At 69.0% G+C, this 18,274-nt stretch carries 19 protein-coding genes and 1 riboswitch; of the genes, 12 read left to right on the top strand and 7 right to left on the bottom strand.

Features of this window, described 5'->3' with window-relative positions; all coding sequences use genetic code 11:
* Positions 1 to 38: 38 nt before the first annotated feature.
* The 3 genes from thiC to ACLBV5_RS10040 all read right to left on the bottom strand — a co-directional run bounded on the left by thiC (position 39) and on the right by ACLBV5_RS10040 (position 3,658).
* Positions 39 to 1,973, bottom strand: a complete 1,935-nt coding sequence (gene thiC / locus ACLBV5_RS10050; RefSeq protein WP_447605596.1) for a phosphomethylpyrimidine synthase ThiC — start codon at positions 1,971 to 1,973, stop codon at positions 39 to 41.
* A gap of 70 nt (positions 1,974 to 2,043) precedes the next feature.
* Positions 2,044 to 2,152: riboswitch (TPP riboswitch) on the bottom strand.
* Between the two features lie 44 nt (positions 2,153 to 2,196).
* Positions 2,197 to 2,760, bottom strand: a complete 564-nt coding sequence (locus ACLBV5_RS10045; protein WP_447605595.1) for an IPTL-CTERM sorting domain-containing protein — start codon at positions 2,758 to 2,760, stop codon at positions 2,197 to 2,199.
* Positions 2,761 to 3,100: 340 nt separating this feature from the next.
* Positions 3,101 to 3,658 carry a DUF11 domain-containing protein gene (locus tag ACLBV5_RS10040; protein WP_447605594.1) on the bottom strand — a complete coding sequence of 186 codons (558 nt, stop codon included), beginning with the start codon at positions 3,656 to 3,658 and terminating at the stop codon, positions 3,101 to 3,103.
* Positions 3,659 to 3,825: 167 nt separating this feature from the next.
* Between ACLBV5_RS10040 and ACLBV5_RS10035 the strand changes: the two genes are divergently transcribed.
* A complete protein-coding gene (locus ACLBV5_RS10035) occupies positions 3,826 to 4,488 on the top strand; it encodes an aspartate/glutamate racemase family protein (protein ID WP_447605593.1) in 663 nt (220 codons plus the stop codon).
* A 102-nt stretch (positions 4,489 to 4,590) separates the two neighbouring features.
* On the opposite strand, the gene ACLBV5_RS10030 is transcribed toward ACLBV5_RS10035, so the two are convergent.
* Entirely contained in the window at positions 4,591 to 4,875 is a 285-nt protein-coding gene (locus ACLBV5_RS10030) for a hypothetical protein (protein WP_025976860.1), read from the bottom strand.
* 93 nt (positions 4,876 to 4,968) lie between these two features.
* Here ACLBV5_RS10030 and ACLBV5_RS10025 point away from each other — a divergent pair, with 93 nt between their 5' ends.
* Genes ACLBV5_RS10025 through ACLBV5_RS10015 form a run of 3 tightly spaced genes read left to right on the top strand, consistent with a single transcriptional unit; the run spans position 4,969 to position 6,736 of the window.
* On the top strand, positions 4,969 to 5,739 hold the full coding sequence (locus tag ACLBV5_RS10025; RefSeq protein ID WP_447605592.1) for a ribonuclease T2 family protein: 771 nt from the start codon (positions 4,969 to 4,971) through the stop codon (positions 5,737 to 5,739).
* 46 nt (positions 5,740 to 5,785) lie between these two features.
* On the top strand, positions 5,786 to 6,169 hold the full coding sequence (locus ACLBV5_RS10020; RefSeq protein ID WP_447605591.1) for a hypothetical protein: 384 nt from the start codon (positions 5,786 to 5,788) through the stop codon (positions 6,167 to 6,169).
* A 21-nt stretch (positions 6,170 to 6,190) separates the two neighbouring features.
* Positions 6,191 to 6,736 (top strand): hypothetical protein, encoded by a 546-nt coding sequence (locus ACLBV5_RS10015; RefSeq protein ID WP_447605590.1) that lies wholly within the window; start codon positions 6,191 to 6,193, stop codon positions 6,734 to 6,736.
* On the opposite strand, the gene ACLBV5_RS10010 is transcribed toward ACLBV5_RS10015, so the two are convergent.
* From ACLBV5_RS10010 to ACLBV5_RS10000, 3 genes are all read right to left on the bottom strand, one after another.
* Positions 6,737 to 7,864: a hypothetical protein gene (locus ACLBV5_RS10010; protein WP_447605589.1), complete on the bottom strand. Its 1,128-nt coding sequence runs from the start codon at positions 7,862 to 7,864 to the stop codon at positions 6,737 to 6,739.
* A gap of 92 nt (positions 7,865 to 7,956) precedes the next feature.
* Positions 7,957 to 8,724 (bottom strand): ABC transporter permease, encoded by a 768-nt coding sequence (locus ACLBV5_RS10005; protein ID WP_025977718.1) that lies wholly within the window; start codon positions 8,722 to 8,724, stop codon positions 7,957 to 7,959.
* On the bottom strand, positions 8,724 to 9,665 hold the full coding sequence (locus ACLBV5_RS10000) for an ABC transporter ATP-binding protein (protein ID WP_025977719.1): 942 nt from the start codon (positions 9,663 to 9,665) through the stop codon (positions 8,724 to 8,726). Before ACLBV5_RS10000 ends, ACLBV5_RS10005 begins: the two co-directional genes overlap by 1 nt.
* Before the next feature lie 137 nt (positions 9,666 to 9,802).
* On the opposite strand from ACLBV5_RS10000, the gene ACLBV5_RS09995 reads away from it, so the two are divergent.
* The 8 genes from ACLBV5_RS09995 (at position 9,803) to ACLBV5_RS09960 (ending at position 18,155) form a co-directional block, all read left to right on the top strand.
* Complete coding sequence (locus ACLBV5_RS09995; RefSeq protein WP_447605588.1) at positions 9,803 to 10,375, top strand: lipocalin family protein; 573 nt, start codon at positions 9,803 to 9,805, stop codon at positions 10,373 to 10,375.
* A gap of 10 nt (positions 10,376 to 10,385) precedes the next feature.
* Positions 10,386 to 11,699 (top strand): PQQ-dependent sugar dehydrogenase, encoded by a 1,314-nt coding sequence (locus ACLBV5_RS09990; RefSeq protein ID WP_447605587.1) that lies wholly within the window; start codon positions 10,386 to 10,388, stop codon positions 11,697 to 11,699.
* 152 nt (positions 11,700 to 11,851) lie between these two features.
* On the top strand, positions 11,852 to 13,651 hold the full coding sequence (locus tag ACLBV5_RS09985; RefSeq protein WP_447605586.1) for a long-chain-acyl-CoA synthetase: 1,800 nt from the start codon (positions 11,852 to 11,854) through the stop codon (positions 13,649 to 13,651).
* A 313-nt stretch (positions 13,652 to 13,964) separates the two neighbouring features.
* Positions 13,965 to 14,834 (top strand): flagellar motor stator protein MotA, encoded by an 870-nt coding sequence (gene motA, locus ACLBV5_RS09980; RefSeq protein WP_003170169.1) that lies wholly within the window; start codon positions 13,965 to 13,967, stop codon positions 14,832 to 14,834.
* Between the two features lie 96 nt (positions 14,835 to 14,930).
* Positions 14,931 to 15,233 (top strand): hypothetical protein, encoded by a 303-nt coding sequence (locus ACLBV5_RS09975; RefSeq protein WP_447605585.1) that lies wholly within the window; start codon positions 14,931 to 14,933, stop codon positions 15,231 to 15,233.
* Between the two features lie 157 nt (positions 15,234 to 15,390).
* The gene (locus tag ACLBV5_RS09970; protein WP_025977723.1) at positions 15,391 to 15,666 is read left to right on the top strand and encodes a hypothetical protein; all 276 of its coding nucleotides are present in this window, start codon (positions 15,391 to 15,393) and stop codon (positions 15,664 to 15,666) included.
* A 131-nt stretch (positions 15,667 to 15,797) separates the two neighbouring features.
* The gene (mnmC, locus tag ACLBV5_RS09965; RefSeq protein ID WP_447605584.1) at positions 15,798 to 17,624 is read left to right on the top strand and encodes an FAD-dependent 5-carboxymethylaminomethyl-2-thiouridine(34) oxidoreductase MnmC; all 1,827 of its coding nucleotides are present in this window, start codon (positions 15,798 to 15,800) and stop codon (positions 17,622 to 17,624) included.
* Positions 17,625 to 17,654: 30 nt separating this feature from the next.
* Positions 17,655 to 18,155: a DUF6491 family protein gene (locus ACLBV5_RS09960; protein WP_447605583.1), complete on the top strand. Its 501-nt coding sequence runs from the start codon at positions 17,655 to 17,657 to the stop codon at positions 18,153 to 18,155.
* Positions 18,156 to 18,274 lie beyond the last annotated feature (119 nt).

Raw genomic sequence — 18,274 nt, 5'->3', positions numbered from 1 at the left:
AGTCCTGATCTCGGCCTGCGCCGAGCTGGGCCGAGCGGTTAAACCTTCACCTCGATCTCCCCGCCCCCGGCCCGGAACTTCGCGCTCATCTCGGCCATGCCCGCCTCGGCATCCGTCAGGCTGGCGCCCGCGTCGTTCTGGGCCTTGGCGGCGTCGCGGATGTCCTGGCTGATCTTCATGCTGCAGAATTTGGGGCCGCACATGGAGCAGAAGTGGGCGGTCTTGTGGGCCTCCTTGGGCAGGGTCTCGTCGTGGAATTTGCGGGCGGTCTCGGGGTCCAGGGAGAGGTTGAACTGGTCTTCCCAGCGGAACTCGAAGCGGGCTCTGGAGAGGGCGTCGTCGTGGGCGCGGGCGCCGGGGTGGCCCTTGGCCAGGTCGGCGGCGTGGGCGGCGATCTTGTAGGTGATGACGCCGTCCTTGACGTCCTGACGGTCGGGCAGGCCCAGGTGCTCCTTGGGCGTGACGTAGCAGAGCATGGCCGTGCCGAACCAGCCGATCATGGCCGCGCCGATGGCCGAGGTGATGTGGTCATAGCCGGGGGCGATGTCGGTGGTCAGCGGGCCCAAGGTATAGAAGGGCGCCTCGTGGCAGTGCTTGAGCTGCTCATCCATGTTGGCCTTGATCTTGTGCATCGGCACGTGGCCGGGGCCTTCGATCATGACCTGGCAGCCCTTGGCCCAGGCGATCTTGGTCAGTTCGCCCAGGGTGCGCAGCTCGGCGAACTGGGCCTCGTCATTGGCGTCGGCGATGGAGCCGGGGCGCAGGCCGTCGCCCAGCGAGAAGCTGACATCATAGGCGCGCATGATGTCGCAGATGTCCTCGAAGTGCTCGTAGAGGAAGCTCTCCTTGTGGTGGGCCAGGCACCACTTGGCCATGATGGAGCCGCCGCGCGAAACGATGCCCGTCACGCGCTTGGCCGTCATCGGCACAAAGGGCAGGCGCACGCCCGCGTGGATGGTGAAGTAGTCCACGCCCTGTTCCGCCTGTTCGATCAGGGTGTCGCGGAACACCTCCCACGTCAGATCCTCGGCGACGCCGTTCACCTTCTCTAGCGCCTGATAGATGGGCACGGTGCCGATGGGCACGGACGAGTTGCGGATGATCCAGTCGCGGATGTTGTGGATGTTGCGGCCGGTCGACAGGTCCATGACGTTGTCGGCGCCCCAGCGGGTGGCCCAGACCAGCTTGTCCACCTCGTCGTCGACGGAGGAGAGGACGGCCGAGTTGCCGATGTTGGCGTTGATCTTCACCAAGAAGTTGCGGCCGATGATCATCGGCTCGACTTCGGGGTGGTTGATATTGTGCGGGATGATGGCGCGGCCGCGGGCGATCTCCTGACGCACGAACTCGGGCGTGACGAAGTCGGGGATCGAGGCGCCGAAGTCTTCGCCGTCGCGGATGCAAGGCGCGTTCTGCTCGCGGCGCAGGTTCTCGCGGATGGCGACGTATTCCATCTCGGGCGTGATGATGCCGGCCTTGGCGTATTCGTATTGGGTGACGGGGCGGCCCTCGACGCCCTTGAACACCTGATGGTTGGAGGTGTCGAAGCGGGGGGCCAGGTGCTTGCCCGACGCGTGGCCGTTGTCCTCGGGTTTGACCTCGCGCGGGTTGGCGACGGGGGCGATGTCGCCGCGATCCAGCTGCCAGCTGGATTTGACCTTGGGCAGGCCCTTATTGATGTCGATGGTCACGGCCGGGTCGGTGTAGGGGCCGGATGAGTCATACATCGTCACCGGCGGCTCATTGGCGGACGGGTGGACGGCGACCTCGCGGAAGGGGACGCGGATGTCGGGGAAGAGCTCGCCCGCGACATAGACCTTGCGGCCGCCCGCGCGGGGGCCGGTGGGGATGGTGCCGTGCTCGGCGGCGACTTGTTGGCGCGCTTCGCTGAGAGGGAGGCTATCGCTCGCGACGCGGTCGCTTGCTGCTTGAGCCTCGGTCGGCGTTTGGGTGTCGGTGACGTGGATATTCATTGTGGCGGCCTCCTGCGAGAAGAGGTCCGCCGGCGCGGTATGAGCGCCTTCGGGCGCCGGACTTCGGGCGTCGAAAGCGGTGAACTCGTCCCTTCGCCGGCATGACCCGGATCAGGTTCGACGGGTCAGGCGCCTACGCCAATCTCAGCCGCTCGATCGCGACCCCCCGGAGAACATGCGCAGGTTAGCCTGCCCCAACGGCGAGGGCAACCAGTGGGAATTCTTACGCGGCCTGACGGCCGCGGTGCAGGTGCAGGGCCGCTCCGCCCGCCAAAAGACTGCCGAACAGGATCAGCGCCCATTCGGTCAGGGTGGGGACTGCGGCAGGGGCGCCGACAATGATGTCGGTGTCAGTGGCCGCGTTGTCGGCAGGGTTGGGATCAGGCGTGTCCGAAGACACCGTCACGGTATTGGACACCGTACCGGTCGCCGAACCGGACAGGAGGGTTTCAAATCTGAAGTAGGCTGTTTGCCCAGCCGCTAAGGTGGGTATGTTGCAGACGATTGTCTCGCCTGGAACGTTATACGCGCCTGCAGAACAGGTCCCGTACGCGGGCGAGTCTAAATTCAGCCGCGCTAGGGTGCTCGGCAGGGCGTTGGTCAGGACGACATTGCTCGCGGCATCAGGGCCCAAATTGCTGACTGTGATGCTGTAGTCCGAGAATCCGCCGCTTAATCTCTGGCTTCGGAAATCGGTTATGGTGACGGCCAGATCAGCGCTCTGGGCGGCGGCGGTCGTCGCAGCCACAGAAAGCAGGCCCGCAAAAAGCAGTCCAGAACAACGCATACGCCCCACCCAACAACAACGCCGAACGGGTCTCATGCAGGTGCAGCGGGGTCAACGGCCAAGCTAGGTTCGGCGACAAGAAAAATGACGAACGCTGAGTTTTCGGTGTCGCGCGGTGAGGCGGCCTGAAGGCGGCGAAGCAGCGGCAAGGGGAAGAGAGGGGGCGGCCCGGCTTCTCAGTCGGGGGGGCGTTAAGGCCGGGCCGCCGCAGACTGCGTCGGGGTTGGGGGGGCGTCCGACGGGTCCGATTGCTGAACCCCCGACCGCGAGGTTGGTTCCGCCGCCGGTCGCCTGTTAACGCGCTTTATCGAACAATAATCATTTTTGTGGGCCCGCCGCTTCAGACGGCGCGTCGGCGGCGCTCCAGTTGCAGCACAGCGCCGCCCGCCAAGAGGCCGCCCAGCAGGATCATGGCCCATTCGGTCAGGGTCGGAACGGGCGCAGGCGGGGGGACTACGGCGCCGATTGTCCTGGTCAAAGACGCCGAGTTGTTGACTGGATTAGAATCTGGCGTATCGGAGGTCACTGACGCGACGTCGACAATATCGTCGCCAAGCGACGCGCTCGACGACAGCGACGTAACGACGGTGTAGGTGACCTGACTCCCAGGCGAAAGCGCCCCCGAACACTGAATGATGGAGCCGGACTGGTGTCCCACGCACCCGCCGGTGGCGCTTACCCAGATCAGATGAGGCGACAGCGTATGGGTAGTCACCACATTCGCAGCTGCAGCCGGGCCGTAATTGGTGACGGCGATCGTATAGGTGATCCGGTCGCCCGGCTCGGGCGACGCCGGACTGGAAGAGATCCCGATCGCCAGGTCCGCCTGGGGGGCCGCGACGGCAGTCGTAGCCAGGGACAGCAAGAGCCCGAAGGCGAGACCGGCAAGGAACTTCATCGCACTTGACCTTCGACAGATAGCGCCACGTCGAACAATGTAATCATCGGTTAGTCAATAGAGATCGATGATTCTTTAGAGCTGTCCGGCGCAGCCGGGCTTTACCTTGCACGCCTTCCGCTCGCATGAGAGCCGCGTGGAGGCGGACGCGCCGCCGGGAGATCGACATGAGCAAGGTTCTGGGGGTGCTGGGGGGCATGGGGCCGGCCGCGACGGTGGCCTTTCTGGCGCGGGTTCAGGCGCTGACGCCGGCCAGCGTCGATGAAGACCACATCCGCGTCATCGCCGACATCAATCCGCAGGTCCCGAACCGTCACACCCAGCCCGAGGCGGCGGGGCGGGCGCTGGGCGAAATGGCGCAGGCGCTGAAGACGGCGGGGGCGCAGGTGCTGGCCATGCCGTGCAATACGGCCCACGCCCATGCGGGCGCCATCCGCGCGGCGGGCCTGCCCTTCATCGACATGGTGGCGGAAACGGCCAGGGCGGCGGCCGGGACCGGGACGCGGCGGGTCGGGGTGCTGGCCACGCCGGGCGGGATGCGGCTCTATGCCGAGGCTTTGGCCGCCGAGGGGCTGGCGATGGTCGCCCCCTCCCCCGCCGAGGGCGAACGGTTCATGCAGGTGGTGTTCGCGGTGAAGGCGGGCGAGGTCGGCCCCGATCAGCGCGCGGCCATGCGCGATCTGGCGCAGGCCCTGATCGCGGCAGGCGCCGAGGCTGTGATCGGCGGCTGCACCGAGGTGCCGCTGCTGCTGGATCAGGCCGATGTCAGCGCGCCGCTGATCGATTCCGCCGAGGTGCTGGCGCGGGCCTGCGTCGCGGCCTGTCGATAGGCGGCCTGGCCGCCAGCCCGGGCTGTTCGGGACCGCCGCACGCTCTGACGGCGGCGCTTGGGGCGGTCCCGGCTCGCCGGGATGACGGCGTCTTCGGCAGGATCAGGTCTCCGACTTTTTGCCCATCAGGGGCGACAGCAGGCTGTTGACCTCGTCCATCTGGCCGTGGCCCTGGGCGGCGCGATGCTCAAGCTCGGCGGCGCGGCGCTCCAGCTCACGGGCGCGTTCGGCGCGGGGGTCGTCCTCGGCCACGGCGTGAAGGGCGGGGCGGCGCGCCTCCAGTTCGGCGATCAGTTCGTCGAACCGCGCCTGATTCATGTTTTCGCCTTGTTCAAACAGGGCGATGGCCTCTTCCAGAGCGACTTCAAAGGCGTCTTGATCGGGCATGGACTCATCCTCTTATGCTTACGCTTATCAATGGCCGGGGCCGTGCGCGGGTTCCGCCTTGGCCGAGGATCACGCAGGGTTTACGGGTGAGCCATGCGCATTCCCTTCGCCTTAGCCGCCCTGACGCTCCTGCTGGGCGCCTGCACCGTCTCGACCGGAGCCGAGCCTGAACCGACCCAGGTCGCGGGCGCCGTCTGCGACGTGCCGGACGACCTGCGCCCGGCGCGCCCCTATCGCATTCCGCAGGACGAGGTCGCCGCCGACGTGGCGGTCGCCTTCAACATGCTGGCGGTCAGCTGGTCGCCGCAGGCCTGCCGCAGCGGCAAGGACTATCCCGACGCCCGCTATCAATGCGCGGCCAATCAGTTCGGCCTGACCCTGCACGGCCTGTGGCCCAATGGGGCGGACAACAAGCACCCGCGCTATTGCGCCGCGCCCGGCCCGGCCATTGCGGTCGAGACGGTGCGGCGGCATTTCTGCATGATCCCCTCGCCCAGCCTGCAACAGCATGAGTGGGCGGCGCACGGCACCTGCGGCTGGGACAGCCCCGAGGCCTATTTCGCGCAGGCCGCGAAGATGTGGGACGGGCTGAACAAGCCGGACCTGGAGGCCATTCCGGCCCAGCGCCTGACCGCCGGGGCCATCCGCGACGCCTTTGTCGCGGCCAATCCGGGCTTCCCGCGCGACGGGGTCTTCATCGCCACCACCGACGGCTGGTTCCGCGAGGCGCGGCTCTGCTATTCCAAGGACTATCGGCCGATGCGCTGCCCGCGCGGTCTGGGCGCGCCGGACCGCGAGCGGCTGAAGCTGGCCCCCAGGGGCGTTCAGCAGGACGCGCAACGGGGCGTGCAAACGACCGGTTAACCAAAACGGGGTCAGGCTGCGGATCGCTGTTTCGTCCGAGGCCGTCATGTCGACCATGCTGACCCAGTCCCGCCGCCGTTCCAGCGACCACTTCTTGCCCGAGGACATGGAGCCGCAGGAGCAACGCCGCCTGCGCGGCCTGCTGGATCAGATCGACTACGCCGCCTATGTCGCCAACCGCGAACTGATCGGCCATGCTTTGAGCCAGGTCGACGTCGCCGCCTTTCAGAAGCTGGCCGTGCTGACGGCCCAGGCGCGGGCGCGGTGGGGGGCCGAGGCCGTGCGCCTGGCGGAATCCGGCGCCCCGGCGACGCCCGATCAGGTCGCCCGCCTGACCGCCGCCCGCACCGCCTATGACGAACTGAGCGAGGCCTATGACGGCCTGCGCCGCATGGTGGAACGCGGGTATCTGCCCTTGCGCCAAGCGTGACCGTTCCCCTTATCGAGGGGCATGAAACGCCTGATCCCCCTGGCAGCGGCGGCGCTGCTTCTGTCCGGTTGCGGTCCTGAGGGTCGCGCTGAGGATCCGCCAGCGGTCCGGGCCGACAATCCGGCCCTGACCGCCCTGTTCGACGCCGATCAGAAGGCGCGTCAGGACCATCATCTCGACCTGCTTGAGGGCATGGCCGACGCCGAACGTCTGGCCGAGACCCGAGCCATGCTGGAACGCGGCGAGATCCGGTCGGGCGCCGACTACTATCGCGCGGCCTTCATCTTCCACCACAGCCGCGAGGCGGACGACATCCTGAAGGCCCATGTGCTGGCGACCGCCGCCCTGGCGCAAGGTCATCAGGACGCCGCCTGGATCGCGGCGGCCAGCCTGGACCGCTATCTGCAGCGCATCGGACGGCCGCAGATCTATGGCACCCAGTACATTCACATAGGCGCTGAGACGCCGCGCGGCGCCTTTGATCCCGACTTCATGCCCGACAGCGTGCGGCGCGACACCCGCGTGCCGCCGCTGGCCGAGCAGACGGCGCCGCCGCTGGCGCGCTGATCAGTCCAGCTTTTGGGGCCGGGTGACGATCGGGGCGTTGGGGTCGGTCTGGGCCGGGCGGGCCTGGGTCGGCGGCGGGCCCTCTGACCGGACCGGAGCGTCCGGCTGCGCCGCAGACGGCGCAGGCGCGGCGGATGGCGCCGGCGCGGCAGATGGCGCTGGCGCGGCAGGCGGCGTCACCACGATCGGCGCAGGCGTAGCGGCGGGCGGCTGAGCCGTGGGCGCAGGGATGGCCGGCGACGGGGCAGAGGGCGCGGGCGCCCTTGTCGTCGGGCGAGCCGGGACCAGCGCCGGGCGCGCGGACGCGGGGCTGACGTTGCGTGAAGGCGCGGGAGCGGCCGCAACGGCGGCGGGCGCCTCGGCGACGGTCGGCGCGGGCGCAGGCGTTTCAACCGGCGCGGCGGGGGTTTCGACCACCGGGGCTGGCGCGGCGGCGGGCGCCTCGACGGCGGCGTCCTGCGCGCCGGAGCGGGCCAGCAGCCAGACCGCCACGGGAACCAGAACGGCCGCCGCCGCGACGCCGACATAGAGCGGCCAGCGCGAGCGGGGCTTGGTTGAAGACGAGGCCAGCGGCGCAGCGACCGGCTCGACCGGTTGGGGCGCGCGCGTTGCGGGCTGCGGCGCGGAAGACGGCGCAGCAGCAGACATCGGGGCGGCGGGCGTCGGTTGAGCGAACGCCTCAGCCGCCGGACGCGGCGCGGGCGGCGGGGCCGGCCGGGCGGCGACGCTCGGCCGGGACACGGCGGGTTGGGGCGCGGCCGGTCGAGGCGCGCTCGGTTGAGGAGCGGCAGGCTGGGGAGCGCCGGCCGGGGCGGGCTGGCGACGCGGCACCATCGACCCGCTGAAGACGCCCGAGGGACGGGGCGCGGACACTGGGGGCGTCGGCTTTGCGGGCTGAGGCTGGGCACGCTGGGGCTGGGCAGGCTTTGGCTGCGCCGGTTTGGGATGCGGCGGCATGGCGGTCAGGCGGGCCAGGCCTTCGTCGCGCGGCAGGGGGCCGACGTGGAAGGGGGCCTGGGGCGGGCGGCCCCAGGTGATCTGGCCCCGCCGGAACGGGGCTGAAGCGCGCGGCGCGGCGTCCGGCGCCGGGTTGTCGGTCGATGGGGTCTTGTCGTCGGCGTCGGACATTCGGTCTCCGGCGCTCAGGCGAGCGCGCATCAGGTCGAAAAGGCGTTTGAGGGCCAGGACGGTGAGCGCCGAGTTCGGCGCTTTCGTGGCCTTCAGTTCTTCAGACGATAGCCGGTCTTGAAGATCCAGCCCACCGCCGCCAGACAGGCGAAGAAGAAGCCCAGCGTGGCCAGAAGGCTGGCCTGAACGCTGACGTCGCCCACGCCGTAGAAGGCCCAGCGGAAGCCCGAGATCAGATAGACCACCGGATTGAACAGGGCGACCGTGCGCCAGCCCTCCGGCAGCATCTCAATCGAATAGAAGGCGCCGCCCAGGAAGGTCAGGGGCGTGACGATCAGCATGGGCACGAGCTGCAGCTGCTCGAAATTCTGCGCCCAGACGCCGATGATGAAGCCGAACAGGGCGAAGGTGGTCGAGATCAGGATCAGGAAAGCCAGCATCCAGAAGGGGTGCAGGATGTGCAGCGGCACGAACAGCGCCGCCGTGGCCAGGATGATCAGCCCCAGGACGGCCGACTTGGTCGCCGCCGCCCCGACATAGGCCAGCACGATCTCGAGCGACGACACCGGGGCGGACAGGATCTCGTAGATGGTGCCGGTGAACTTCGGAAAATAGATGCCGAAGCTGGCGTTGAAGATCGACTGGGTGAACAGGCTGAGCATGATCAGCCCCGGCACGATGAAGGCGCCGTAGGGGACGCCGTCCACCTCGGTCATGCGGCTGCCGATGGCGCCGCCGAAGACGACGAAATAGAGCGAGGTCGTGATGACCGGCGTCACCAGCGACTGCCACAGGGTGCGCAGCGACCGGGCCATCTCGAAGCGGTAGATGGCCCAGACTCCGTGGCCGTTGAAACGCATCACGCCGCCTCCTCCTCGCGATCGCGGTGGACCAGGCTGACGAAGATGTCCTCCAGCGACCTCTGGCGGGTGTTCAGGTCCTTGAAGCCGACGCCGAGGTCCGACAGGCGGCGCAGCAGGGAGGGCACGCCCGTCTTCTCGGCGTGGGAATCGAAGACGTATTCCAGTTCGCAGCCGCCGTTCTTCAGCTCCAGCGGCCACTCGGCCAGCTCGGCCGGCAGGGCGGCCAGCGGCTCCTGCAGGTTCAGGGTCAGGGTCTTGCGGCCCAGCTTTCGCATCAGGTCGGCGGTCGTCTCGACCAGGATCAGCTCCCCCTCGAGGATGACGCCGACGCGGTCGGCCATCTCCTCAGCCTCCTCGATGTAGTGGGTGGTCAGGATGATGGTCACGCCGCGATCGCGCAGCCGACGCACCAGGGCCCACATGTCGCGGCGCAGCTCGACGTCGACGCCCGCCGTGGGCTCGTCCAGAAACAGGATGTCGGGCTCGTGGCTCAGGGCCTTGGCGATCATGACGCGGCGCTTCATCCCGCCGGACAGGGTCATGATCTTGGCGTCCTTCTTGTCCCACAGGCTGAGGTCGCGAAGGATGCGCTCGATGTGGGCCGGGTTCGGCGGCTTGCCGAACAGGCCGCGGCTGAAGGTGACGGTGGCCCAGACGGTCTCGAAGGCGTCGGTCGTCAGCTCTTGCGGCACCAGGCCGATCTTGGCCCGGGCGGCGCGATAGTCGGACTGGATGTCATGGCCGTCGGCCAGGATGGTCCCGCTGGTCGGGGTGACGATGCCGCAGACGATGGAGATCATCGTCGTCTTGCCCGCCCCGTTCGGCCCCAGCAGGGCGAAGATCTCGCCCTTGCGGATTTCGAGGTCCAGCTGCTTCAGCGCCTGGCGCCCGGTCTTATAGGTCTTGGTCAGGCCCTGGATGGCGATGACTGGCGGCATGGAACCTCCCTGGGCGTGGTTTCGCAGATAGGCGTGACCCGCGAGGCGCTCAAGGCCCTCCCCACTATCGCGCCGAGCGTAAGTCATCCGCCATGGAACCGCGCGCGTAAACCTGTGTTCGTTCCACGGAGACAGCCATGCCCCTCGCCGCCCCGATTTCCCGCCGTCTCGCCGTCGCGACGCCCCTGATCGCCCTGGCCGCAAGCCTGGCCGCGTGCGTCACGGCCCCGCCGATGAGCGCGGTGCGCGCGCCTCAGCCGCTCAAGACCATCGACGCGGAGCGCCTTTGGTCGGGACGTTGGCATGAGGTGGCGCGTCTGCCGATGAAGATCACCGACGGCTGCGTCGCCGGCGCCAGCGCCTATGTCTTTTCGCCGCCCGCCCGGGTCGCGGTGCGCGACACGTGCCAGGTGGACACGCCGGAAGGCCCGGAGAAGGCCATCGAAGGGCGCGGCCAAATCCTGGACCCGGGCGTGAACGCCAAGCTGCGGGTCAGATACTTCTGGGGCTTCGTCACCTGGGATTACTGGGTGCTGGATCGCGCCGAAGACTACAGCTGGTTCATCTCGGCCGATCCGACGTTCGATCGGCTCTTCATCTATACGCGGGAGGTCCCGACCGCCGACCAGCTCGCCCGCCTGACGCGGCGGGCCGGCGAACTGGGCTATGACGTCAGTCGACTCGAGTATCCCGCCCTACCTGCACGCTGAGGATCGTTCCATGGGTCGCCGCCGCCTCTTGATACTGCCCCTGATGATGGTGCTTGCGGCATGCGGCACCGAAAGCGTGCTGCCCGAAACCGACGGGTTCGGCGCGGCGCCCAACCTGCCCGCGCCCAAGCCCCAAGGCGTGCCAATGGTGAAGATCGCCCCGGCCGTCGGCTGGCCGCAAGGCCGCGCGCCCGTTGCGGCGGCGGGGCTGGCGGCCAACGCCTTCGCCACGGGGCTGGATCATCCGCGCTGGCTCTATGTCCTGTCCAACGGCGACGTGCTGGTCGCCGAGTCCCAGGGACCGGCCAAGCCGAAGGAGAAGAAGGGCGGCCTGCGCGGCTGGATCGAGGGACTGGTGATGGCGCGCGCCGGCTCGGGCGACCGGCCCAGCGCCGACCGCATCAGCCTGTTGCGCGACGCCGACGGCGACGGGACCGCCGAGACGAAAACCGTCTTCCTCAGCGGCCTGACCTCGCCCTTCGGCATGGCTCTGGTCGCAGAGACGCTCTACGTCGCCAACGCCGACGCCCTGGTCAAAGTCCCCTATCGGACGGGACAGACGCGCATCGAGGCGGCGCCGGTCAAGGTCGCGGACCTGCCGGCCGGGCGCAATCACCACTGGACCAAGAGCCTGGTCGCCTCGGCCGACGGGACAAAGCTGTATGTCGGGGTCGGCTCCAACTCCAACATCGGCGAAAACGGGCTGGATGAGGAGGTCGACCGCGCCGCCATCCTGGAGATCGACGCGGCGACGGGGGCGCGGCGGGTCTTCGCCTCGGGTCTGAGAAACCCGGTCGGTCTGGCCTGGAACCCGCAGGACGGGCGGTTGTGGACCTCGGTCAATGAGCGCGACGCCCTGGGGAACGATCTGGTTCCCGATTACATGACCTCGGTCACGGCGGGGGGCTTCTACGGCTGGCCGTGGAGCTATTACGGACAAAACGTCGACGAGCGGGTGCAGCCCGCCCGGCCCGAGATGGTCGCCACGGCGATCCGGCCCGACTACGCCCTGGGGTCGCACACGGCCTCGCTGGGCCTGACCTTCTATACGGGCGACCTGCTGCCGCAGTGGCGCAACGGGGCGATCATCGGGCAGCACGGCTCGTGGAACCGCAATCCGCCGTCCGGGTACAAGGTCATCTTCGTGCCCTTCCGCGATGGGCGCCCGGACGGGCCGCCCCAGGACGTGCTGACCGGCTTCCGCAATGAAAAGGGCGAGGCGATGGGACGGCCGGTCGGGGTCGCCGTGGACCGGCGCGGCGCCCTGCTGGTCGCCGATGACGTGGGCGACGCGGTCTGGCGCGTGGCGCCCGCCGCGCGCTGAGAGGCCAGGCTTGACGCTACGTCATTGAAAACGGCGCGGAAGCTCGCCTTTTCGTCCGGCGGCTCCGCCTGCGTCCCCGCCCCCGGTTGACCCGCCGCTCCGCGCCGTTCATCACCCTTGGTAAAGGCAAATCGGGAAGAGGCGGCGCACCCATGGGACTGGCGGCAAACATCCGGCGTGACATCAAGTTCGCGAGCGGGCTGTTCCGGCTTCTGAAGCGCATCAAGCCCATCACCCTCGACGGCGACGTCCTGGCCTGTGACGACATCGAGGAGGCGGTCGACAGGTTCGGCCCCAACATCGCCGTCGAGGACGAGACCCGCAAACTGACCTATCGCGAGTTCGAGGCCCTGGCGAACCGCTACGCCAACTGGGCCAAGAGCCGCAATCTGAAGCGCAGCGACGTCATCGCCCTGGTGATGCATAACCGCGTGGAATACGTGGCGGCCTGGTTCGGTTTCTCCAAGGTCGGGGTGGCCACCGCCCTGATCAACAACAATCTGACCGGCGCGGCCCTGGCCCACTGCCTGACCATTTCGACCGCCTTCAACGTGGTGACGGACGAGGACTGCTGGCAGGCGGTCGAGGACGCGCGCGGCCTGGTCGACCGCAATCTGATGATCTGGGTCCACGGCCTGGGCGAGGAGAACGAGACGAACGGCCGCCGCGACCTGGACAACGCCGTGCGCAGCGCCTCCTCGGTGCGGCCCGACCGCGCGCTGCGCCAGGGCATGACCAACCGCGACACCGCCCTCTATATCTACACCTCGGGCACCACGGGCCTGCCCAAGGCGGCGCGGATGCCGCATTCGCGGGTGCGGACCTATATGCGCGCCTTCGCCGGGGCCACGGCCTCGACGCCCAAGGACGTGCTGTTCAACGTCCTGCCGCTGTATCACTCGACCGGCGGGCTGGTCGGCGTCGGTTCGGTGCTGTTGAACGGCGGGCGGATGGTGACGCGGCGGCGCTTCTCGGCCACCCATTTCTGGCCCGACGTGAAGGCGACGGGCGCGACGATGTTCGTCTATATCGGCGAGCTGTGCCGCTATCTGGTCAACAGCCCGGCGCATCCGGACGAGAAGGCCCACAAGCTGCGGCTGGCCTTCGGCAACGGCCTGCGCCCCGACGTCTGGCCCGAGTTCCAGAGCCGGTTCCGCATCAAGGACATTCTGGAGTTCTACGGCTCGACCGAGGGCAACGTCTCCCTGTTCAACTTCGACGGCAAGGCGGGCGCCATCGGCCGGGTGCCCAGCTATCTGAAGTCGCAGATCAACATCCGCCTGATCGCCCTGGACCCCGAGACGGGCGAGCCCCTGCGCGGCCCCAACGGCCAGTGCGTGCCCGTGGCCGTCGGCGAGACCGGCGAGGCCATCGGCCAGATCGGCAGCGACATCCGCCACGACTTCTCGGGCTATGCCGACAAGAAGGCGTCGCAGAAGAAGATCCTGACCGACGTGTTCAAGAAGGGCGACCGCTGGTTCCGCACCGGCGACCTGATGCGCCAGGACCGGCAGGGCTATTTCTACTTCATGGACCGGCTGGGCGACACCTTCCGCTGGAAGGGCGAGAACGTCTCGACCGCCGAGGTCGAGCAGCGCCTGTCCGAGGCGCCCGGCGTGCAGGAGGTCATCGCCTATGGCGTCGCCGTGCCGGGCCAGGAGGGCAAGGCGGGCATGGTCGGCCTGGTGATGGACGGCGTGTTCGACCCCGCCGCCTTCGCCGCCTGGACCGATGAGCAACTGCCGTCCTATGCGCGGCCGGTGTTCGTGCGGATGCTGAAGTCGGCCGACACCACCGGCACTTTCAAATACCGCAAGGTCGACCTGGTCGCCGACGGCTTCGACCCGGCCAAGGTCGACGGCCCCGTCTGGGTGCGCGGCGGCGAGGCTGGATATCAGGTGCTGACCGCCCAGGCGCGCGAGGCGATCCTGAGCGGCGAGACGCGGCTTTAGAACAAACACCCTCTCCCGATGGGAGAGGGCTTGAGCGCACGAGAGCGCAGCGATCGTTCTTGCGCTAAAGGGTGAGGGGTTTGTCCCGTCAGTCGGCGTCAGCCGTGGCGCGGCGGCTCACGCCGACTTGAACCGCGAACCCCTCACCCTTTCGCCTTGGCCAATCGCCTTCGGCTCTTGGAGGCTCAAGCCCTCTCCCATCGGGAGAGGGTCTTCTTCTTTTTGTGCCGAACCGGGATTCGCGAAACGCGCCCTTAAGCATTAACGGCGATAAGGCGTCTGACCCTTCGGCTGCAGGACGCCCGCTCGCCCCATGTTCCAGATCATCGGCATCGTCATGCTGTTCGCCATGGTGTTCGGCAGCTTCCTGCTGCACGGCGGCAAGATGGCGACCATCCTCTATTCGCTGCCCTATGAGCTGATGGCGATCTTCGGGGCGGGGATCGCGGCCTTCCTGATCTCCAACAGCCTGCCGGTGATCAAGGCCACCCTGGGCGGGCTGGGCAAATGCTTCGCCGGGCCGAAGTGGAAGAAGCAGGACTACAAGGACCTGCTGAGCCTGCTGTTCCAGCTGACCAAGACGATGAAGTCCAAGGGCGTCATCGCCCTGGAAAGCCACATCGAAAAGCCGGCCGAAAGCACCATCTTCCAGAAGTATCCCAAGGTGCTGAAGGACCACTTCGCCACCGACTTCATCTGCGACACCCTGCGGATGATGACCATGAACCTCGAGGATCCGCACCAGATCGAGGACGCCATGGAAAAGCAGTTGGAGAAGCACCACCACGAGGCCCTGGCCCCGGCCCACGCGCTGCAGACCCTGGCCGACGGCCTGCCGGCGCTGGGCATCGTCGCGGCGGTGCTGGGCATCATCAAGACCATGGGCTCGATCACCGAACCGCCCGAGGTGCTGGGCGGCATGATCGGCGGCGCCCTGGTCGGCACCTTCCTGGGCGTCTTCCTGGCCTATGGGCTGGTCGGGCCGTTCGCCTCGCGCCTGAACGCCATCGTCGAAGAGGAAGGCGCCTACTACAAGATCATCCAGTCGGTGCTGGTGGCCCACCTGCACGGCAATGCGGCCCAGATCTCGGTCGAGATCGGGCGCGGCGACATCCCTTCGACCGCCCAGCCGTCCTTCACCGAAATGGAAGAAGCCCTGGCCGCCGCGCCGATGGACGCCTGACGGGCGCTTCATGCGACTTTCGGAACACGGAGCGTTCACGACGGTTCTCTGAAGATCACGGCCGCGTGCGCGGCCGTTTCTGAAAGGAGCTGTCCGATGCGACCGTCCTCAAGATCCCTTCTGCCGAGCCTGACCGCCGTGGGCGCCGTTCTGCTGTTGTCCGCGTGCAGCGAACGCGCGCCGCAGCGGGCGGACGGCGTGACCGCCCCGGCCGCCCAACCCTCGAGCACGCCGGATTCGAGGGCTGCGCCCGGGGCCATGACGCCCGCCAACCCGCCGCCGGGCGACGCCGTTCCGGCGCCGACCCCGCCGCCCCTTCCGCCGGACCCGGATTCGCCGCCGACGCCGCTGCCGGCCGATCCGACCGACCCGGCCACGCCGCCGATTCCGCCCCACTAGAGGCGCGGCGAGGCGCGTCGGCGCATCGACAAACGAGATGCGCTCGCGGCGTCTTCACGAACGCGTGAGAAATCGCTTGCGCTTGTGCTCACGAAGCCGTTATCACTCCCTCAGCGAGGTTCATGGTCTCGCATTTACCTTCTGAAGGAAGAAAACTATGCGCATCACCGCTCTGATCGCCGCTTCGGCCGCCGCTCTGGCCCTGGCTGCTTGCCAACCCGCCGCCACCGACAAGGCTGAAGACGCCGCTGCCGACGCCACCGCCGCCGCCGACACCGCTGCCGACGCCGCTGCTACGGCCGACGCCGCCGCCACCGACGCCGCCGCCGCTGCTGGCGAAGCCGCTGGCGAAGCCGCCAAGGCTGACGCCGCTGCTCCGGCCGCCGACGCCGCCGCCGCTCCGGCTGCTGCTCCGGCCGCCCCGGCTGCCTAAGACTTCACAGTCTTAAATCGCGGTCTCCGGACCGTGATGGAGAAAGGGATCGTCTTCGGACGGTCCCTTTTTTCTTGCCCATAGTTCCAGCCAGCTTTCGTCCGGTCGCCCAGGTCGATAGACCGGCCGTCATGACCCATCCCGCCGACATCGCGCCTGACGACGCCTCTCCGCTTCTGGTGTGGGCCGAGGACGGCTCGCCGCGCTCGGGCCGATTCGGCGACGTCTACTTCTCCAAGGACGACGGCCTGGCCGAGACGCGGGCGGTCTTCCTGCAGGGCTGCGGCCTGCCGGAGGCGTGGAGCGGGCGATCCGCCTTCAGCGTGGGCGAGCTGGGCTTCGGCACCGGGCTGAACATCGTCGCCCTGCTGGACCTGTGGCGACGGACGCGGCCCGAGAACGGGCGGCTCAAGGTCTTCTCCATCGAAGGCTTCCCCCTGACGCGCGAAGAGGCGGCGCGGGCGCTGGCCGCCTGGCCCGAGCTGGCCGAGACGGCCGCGGGGCTGCTGGCGGTCTGGCCCGCCGGGACGCCGGGGTTTCACCGGCTGGACCTGCCGCAGTGGGGGGCGACGATCGACCTGGCCGTCGGCGATGCGCGATGGGCGCTGGAGCAGTGGTCGGGCGCGGCCGACGCCTGGTTTCTGGATGGATTTTCGCCGGCGCTGAACCCCGGCATGTGGTCGCCCGAGATTATGGCGCTGGTCGCGGCGCGCTCGGCGCCCGGCGCCCGGCTGGCCACCTTCACCGTCGCGGGGGCCGTGCGCCGGGGTCTGGCCGAGCACGGCTTTACGGTCGAGAAAAAGCCCGGCCACGGGTGCAAGCGCGAACGGCTGGAAGCGCGGATGGCCGGCGAGCCGCGGCCGGAGCGGCCGGTCCACGTCGCCGTCGTCGGCGCCGGGATCGCCGGGGCGGCCCTGGCGCGGGCCCTGATCGCCGAGGGCGCGCGCGTCGCCGTCATCGAGGCCGAGCGGCCGGGCGCGGGGGCCTCGGGCTTTCCCGCGTCGCTGGTCACGCCCCGGCTGGATGCGGGCGACGCCCTGATCGCCGGTCTTCACGCCCAGGCGCTGGAGCGGGCGGGCGACCTCTATCGCACCCTGCCCGGCGCCGTGGTCGCCGAGGGCGTGCTGCAACTGGAGCAGGCGCCGCGTGACGCCGCCCGTTTCGACAAGATCGCCGCTCAGGAGCTGTGGGCCGAAGGGGCGATGCAGCGTCTGGACGCGGCGGCCTGCTCGATGCGTCTGGGCGAGGCGACCACGCGCGGCGGACTGATGATGGCGCAGGCGCTGGCGGTGCGCTCCGACGCCATACTGGAGCCCTGGCTGACCGGCGCAGAACGGGTGACAGGGCGCGTGGCGCGGCTGGAGCCGATGACGGACGGCTGGCGCATTCGGGGCGAGGACGACGCCGTGCTGATCGAGGCGGACGCCGTGGTGCTGGCGGCGGGCTGGGGGACGGGGCGGCTGGCGCCCGACCTGCCGCTGTCGCCCGTAGCCGGACAGGCGGACTGGATCGAGGACGAAGCGGCGCCCGGCCCGAGCGTCCCGGCGGCCTGGGGCGGCTATGCGGCGCCGACCGGGCGGGGGATGCTCTACGGCGCCACCCACGACCGGGGCGTCGAAACGCCCGAGGCGTCCGACGAGGCCAGCGCCCGCAACCGGGCGACCCTCGGCGCCGCCCTGCCCCAGTTCGCCGCGCGCGTCGAGGCCGCGCCTGCTCAGGCGCGGGGGCGCCGCGCGGCCGTGCGCGCCACGACGCCTGACCGCCTGCCCCTGTGCGGCCGATGGCGCCCCGGCCTGTTCGTGCTGACCGGTCTGGGCTCGCGCGGCTTCTGCGTCGCGCCCCTGCTGGGCGAGCATCTGGCGGCCCTGGCCATGGGGCGGCCCTCGCCGCTGAGCGCCGAGGCGGCGCGCCGGCTGTCGGCGACCCGTTGGCTGACCGAAGGCGATAACGCCGTTTAAGCGAAACCAGCGCGCGCGCCCGGCGTTGTCGTGCATAACGCCACCGGCGTGGTTCAGACCGGGCGCACCGCCATGATCGACGTCAACCGAGGCAGCGTCATGACCCTTCGTCTCGCTATGGCTCCGGCTCTTCTGGCCGCGACCTTCACCATCGCCGCGTGCGCGCCGGTCAACGGCGGCGCCAATGGCGGCAGCGGCGGCCAGACCGCCGCGAATACGACGGCGCGCCAGTGCATCTTCCAGCGCGACATTCGCAATTTCCGCGTCTCGAACGACGGGCGCAACGTCTATGTGCGCACGGGGACGAAGTCGGTCTATCAGTTGGAGACCCTGGGCGTCTGTCCGGACCTGGAAAATGCGCTAGCCATCGGCTTCAAGCCGAACGGCGGGCTTACCCGCCTGTGCGTGGGCGACTGGACCCGCATCGTCTCGGCGCCTCGGGACTTTGACAACACGCCGTGCAGCGTTCGTATGGTCAAAGGCCTGACCGACGCCGAAGTCGCCGCCCTGCCGGCGCGGGATCGGCCCTGACCCCTGTCGCCTATTTGAAGCGTCTCTCGACGGCCCGCCCGCAGATTACTTCTCTGTAATTGCGATCGAGTCGTTTGAGCGGGGATCGCCGAAGGGTTAAACAGCGTTGCTATGCCCGC

This window comes from Brevundimonas sp. M1A4_2e (assembly GCF_053345555.1).
This window is presented reverse-complemented; position numbering and strand designations above follow the sequence as displayed.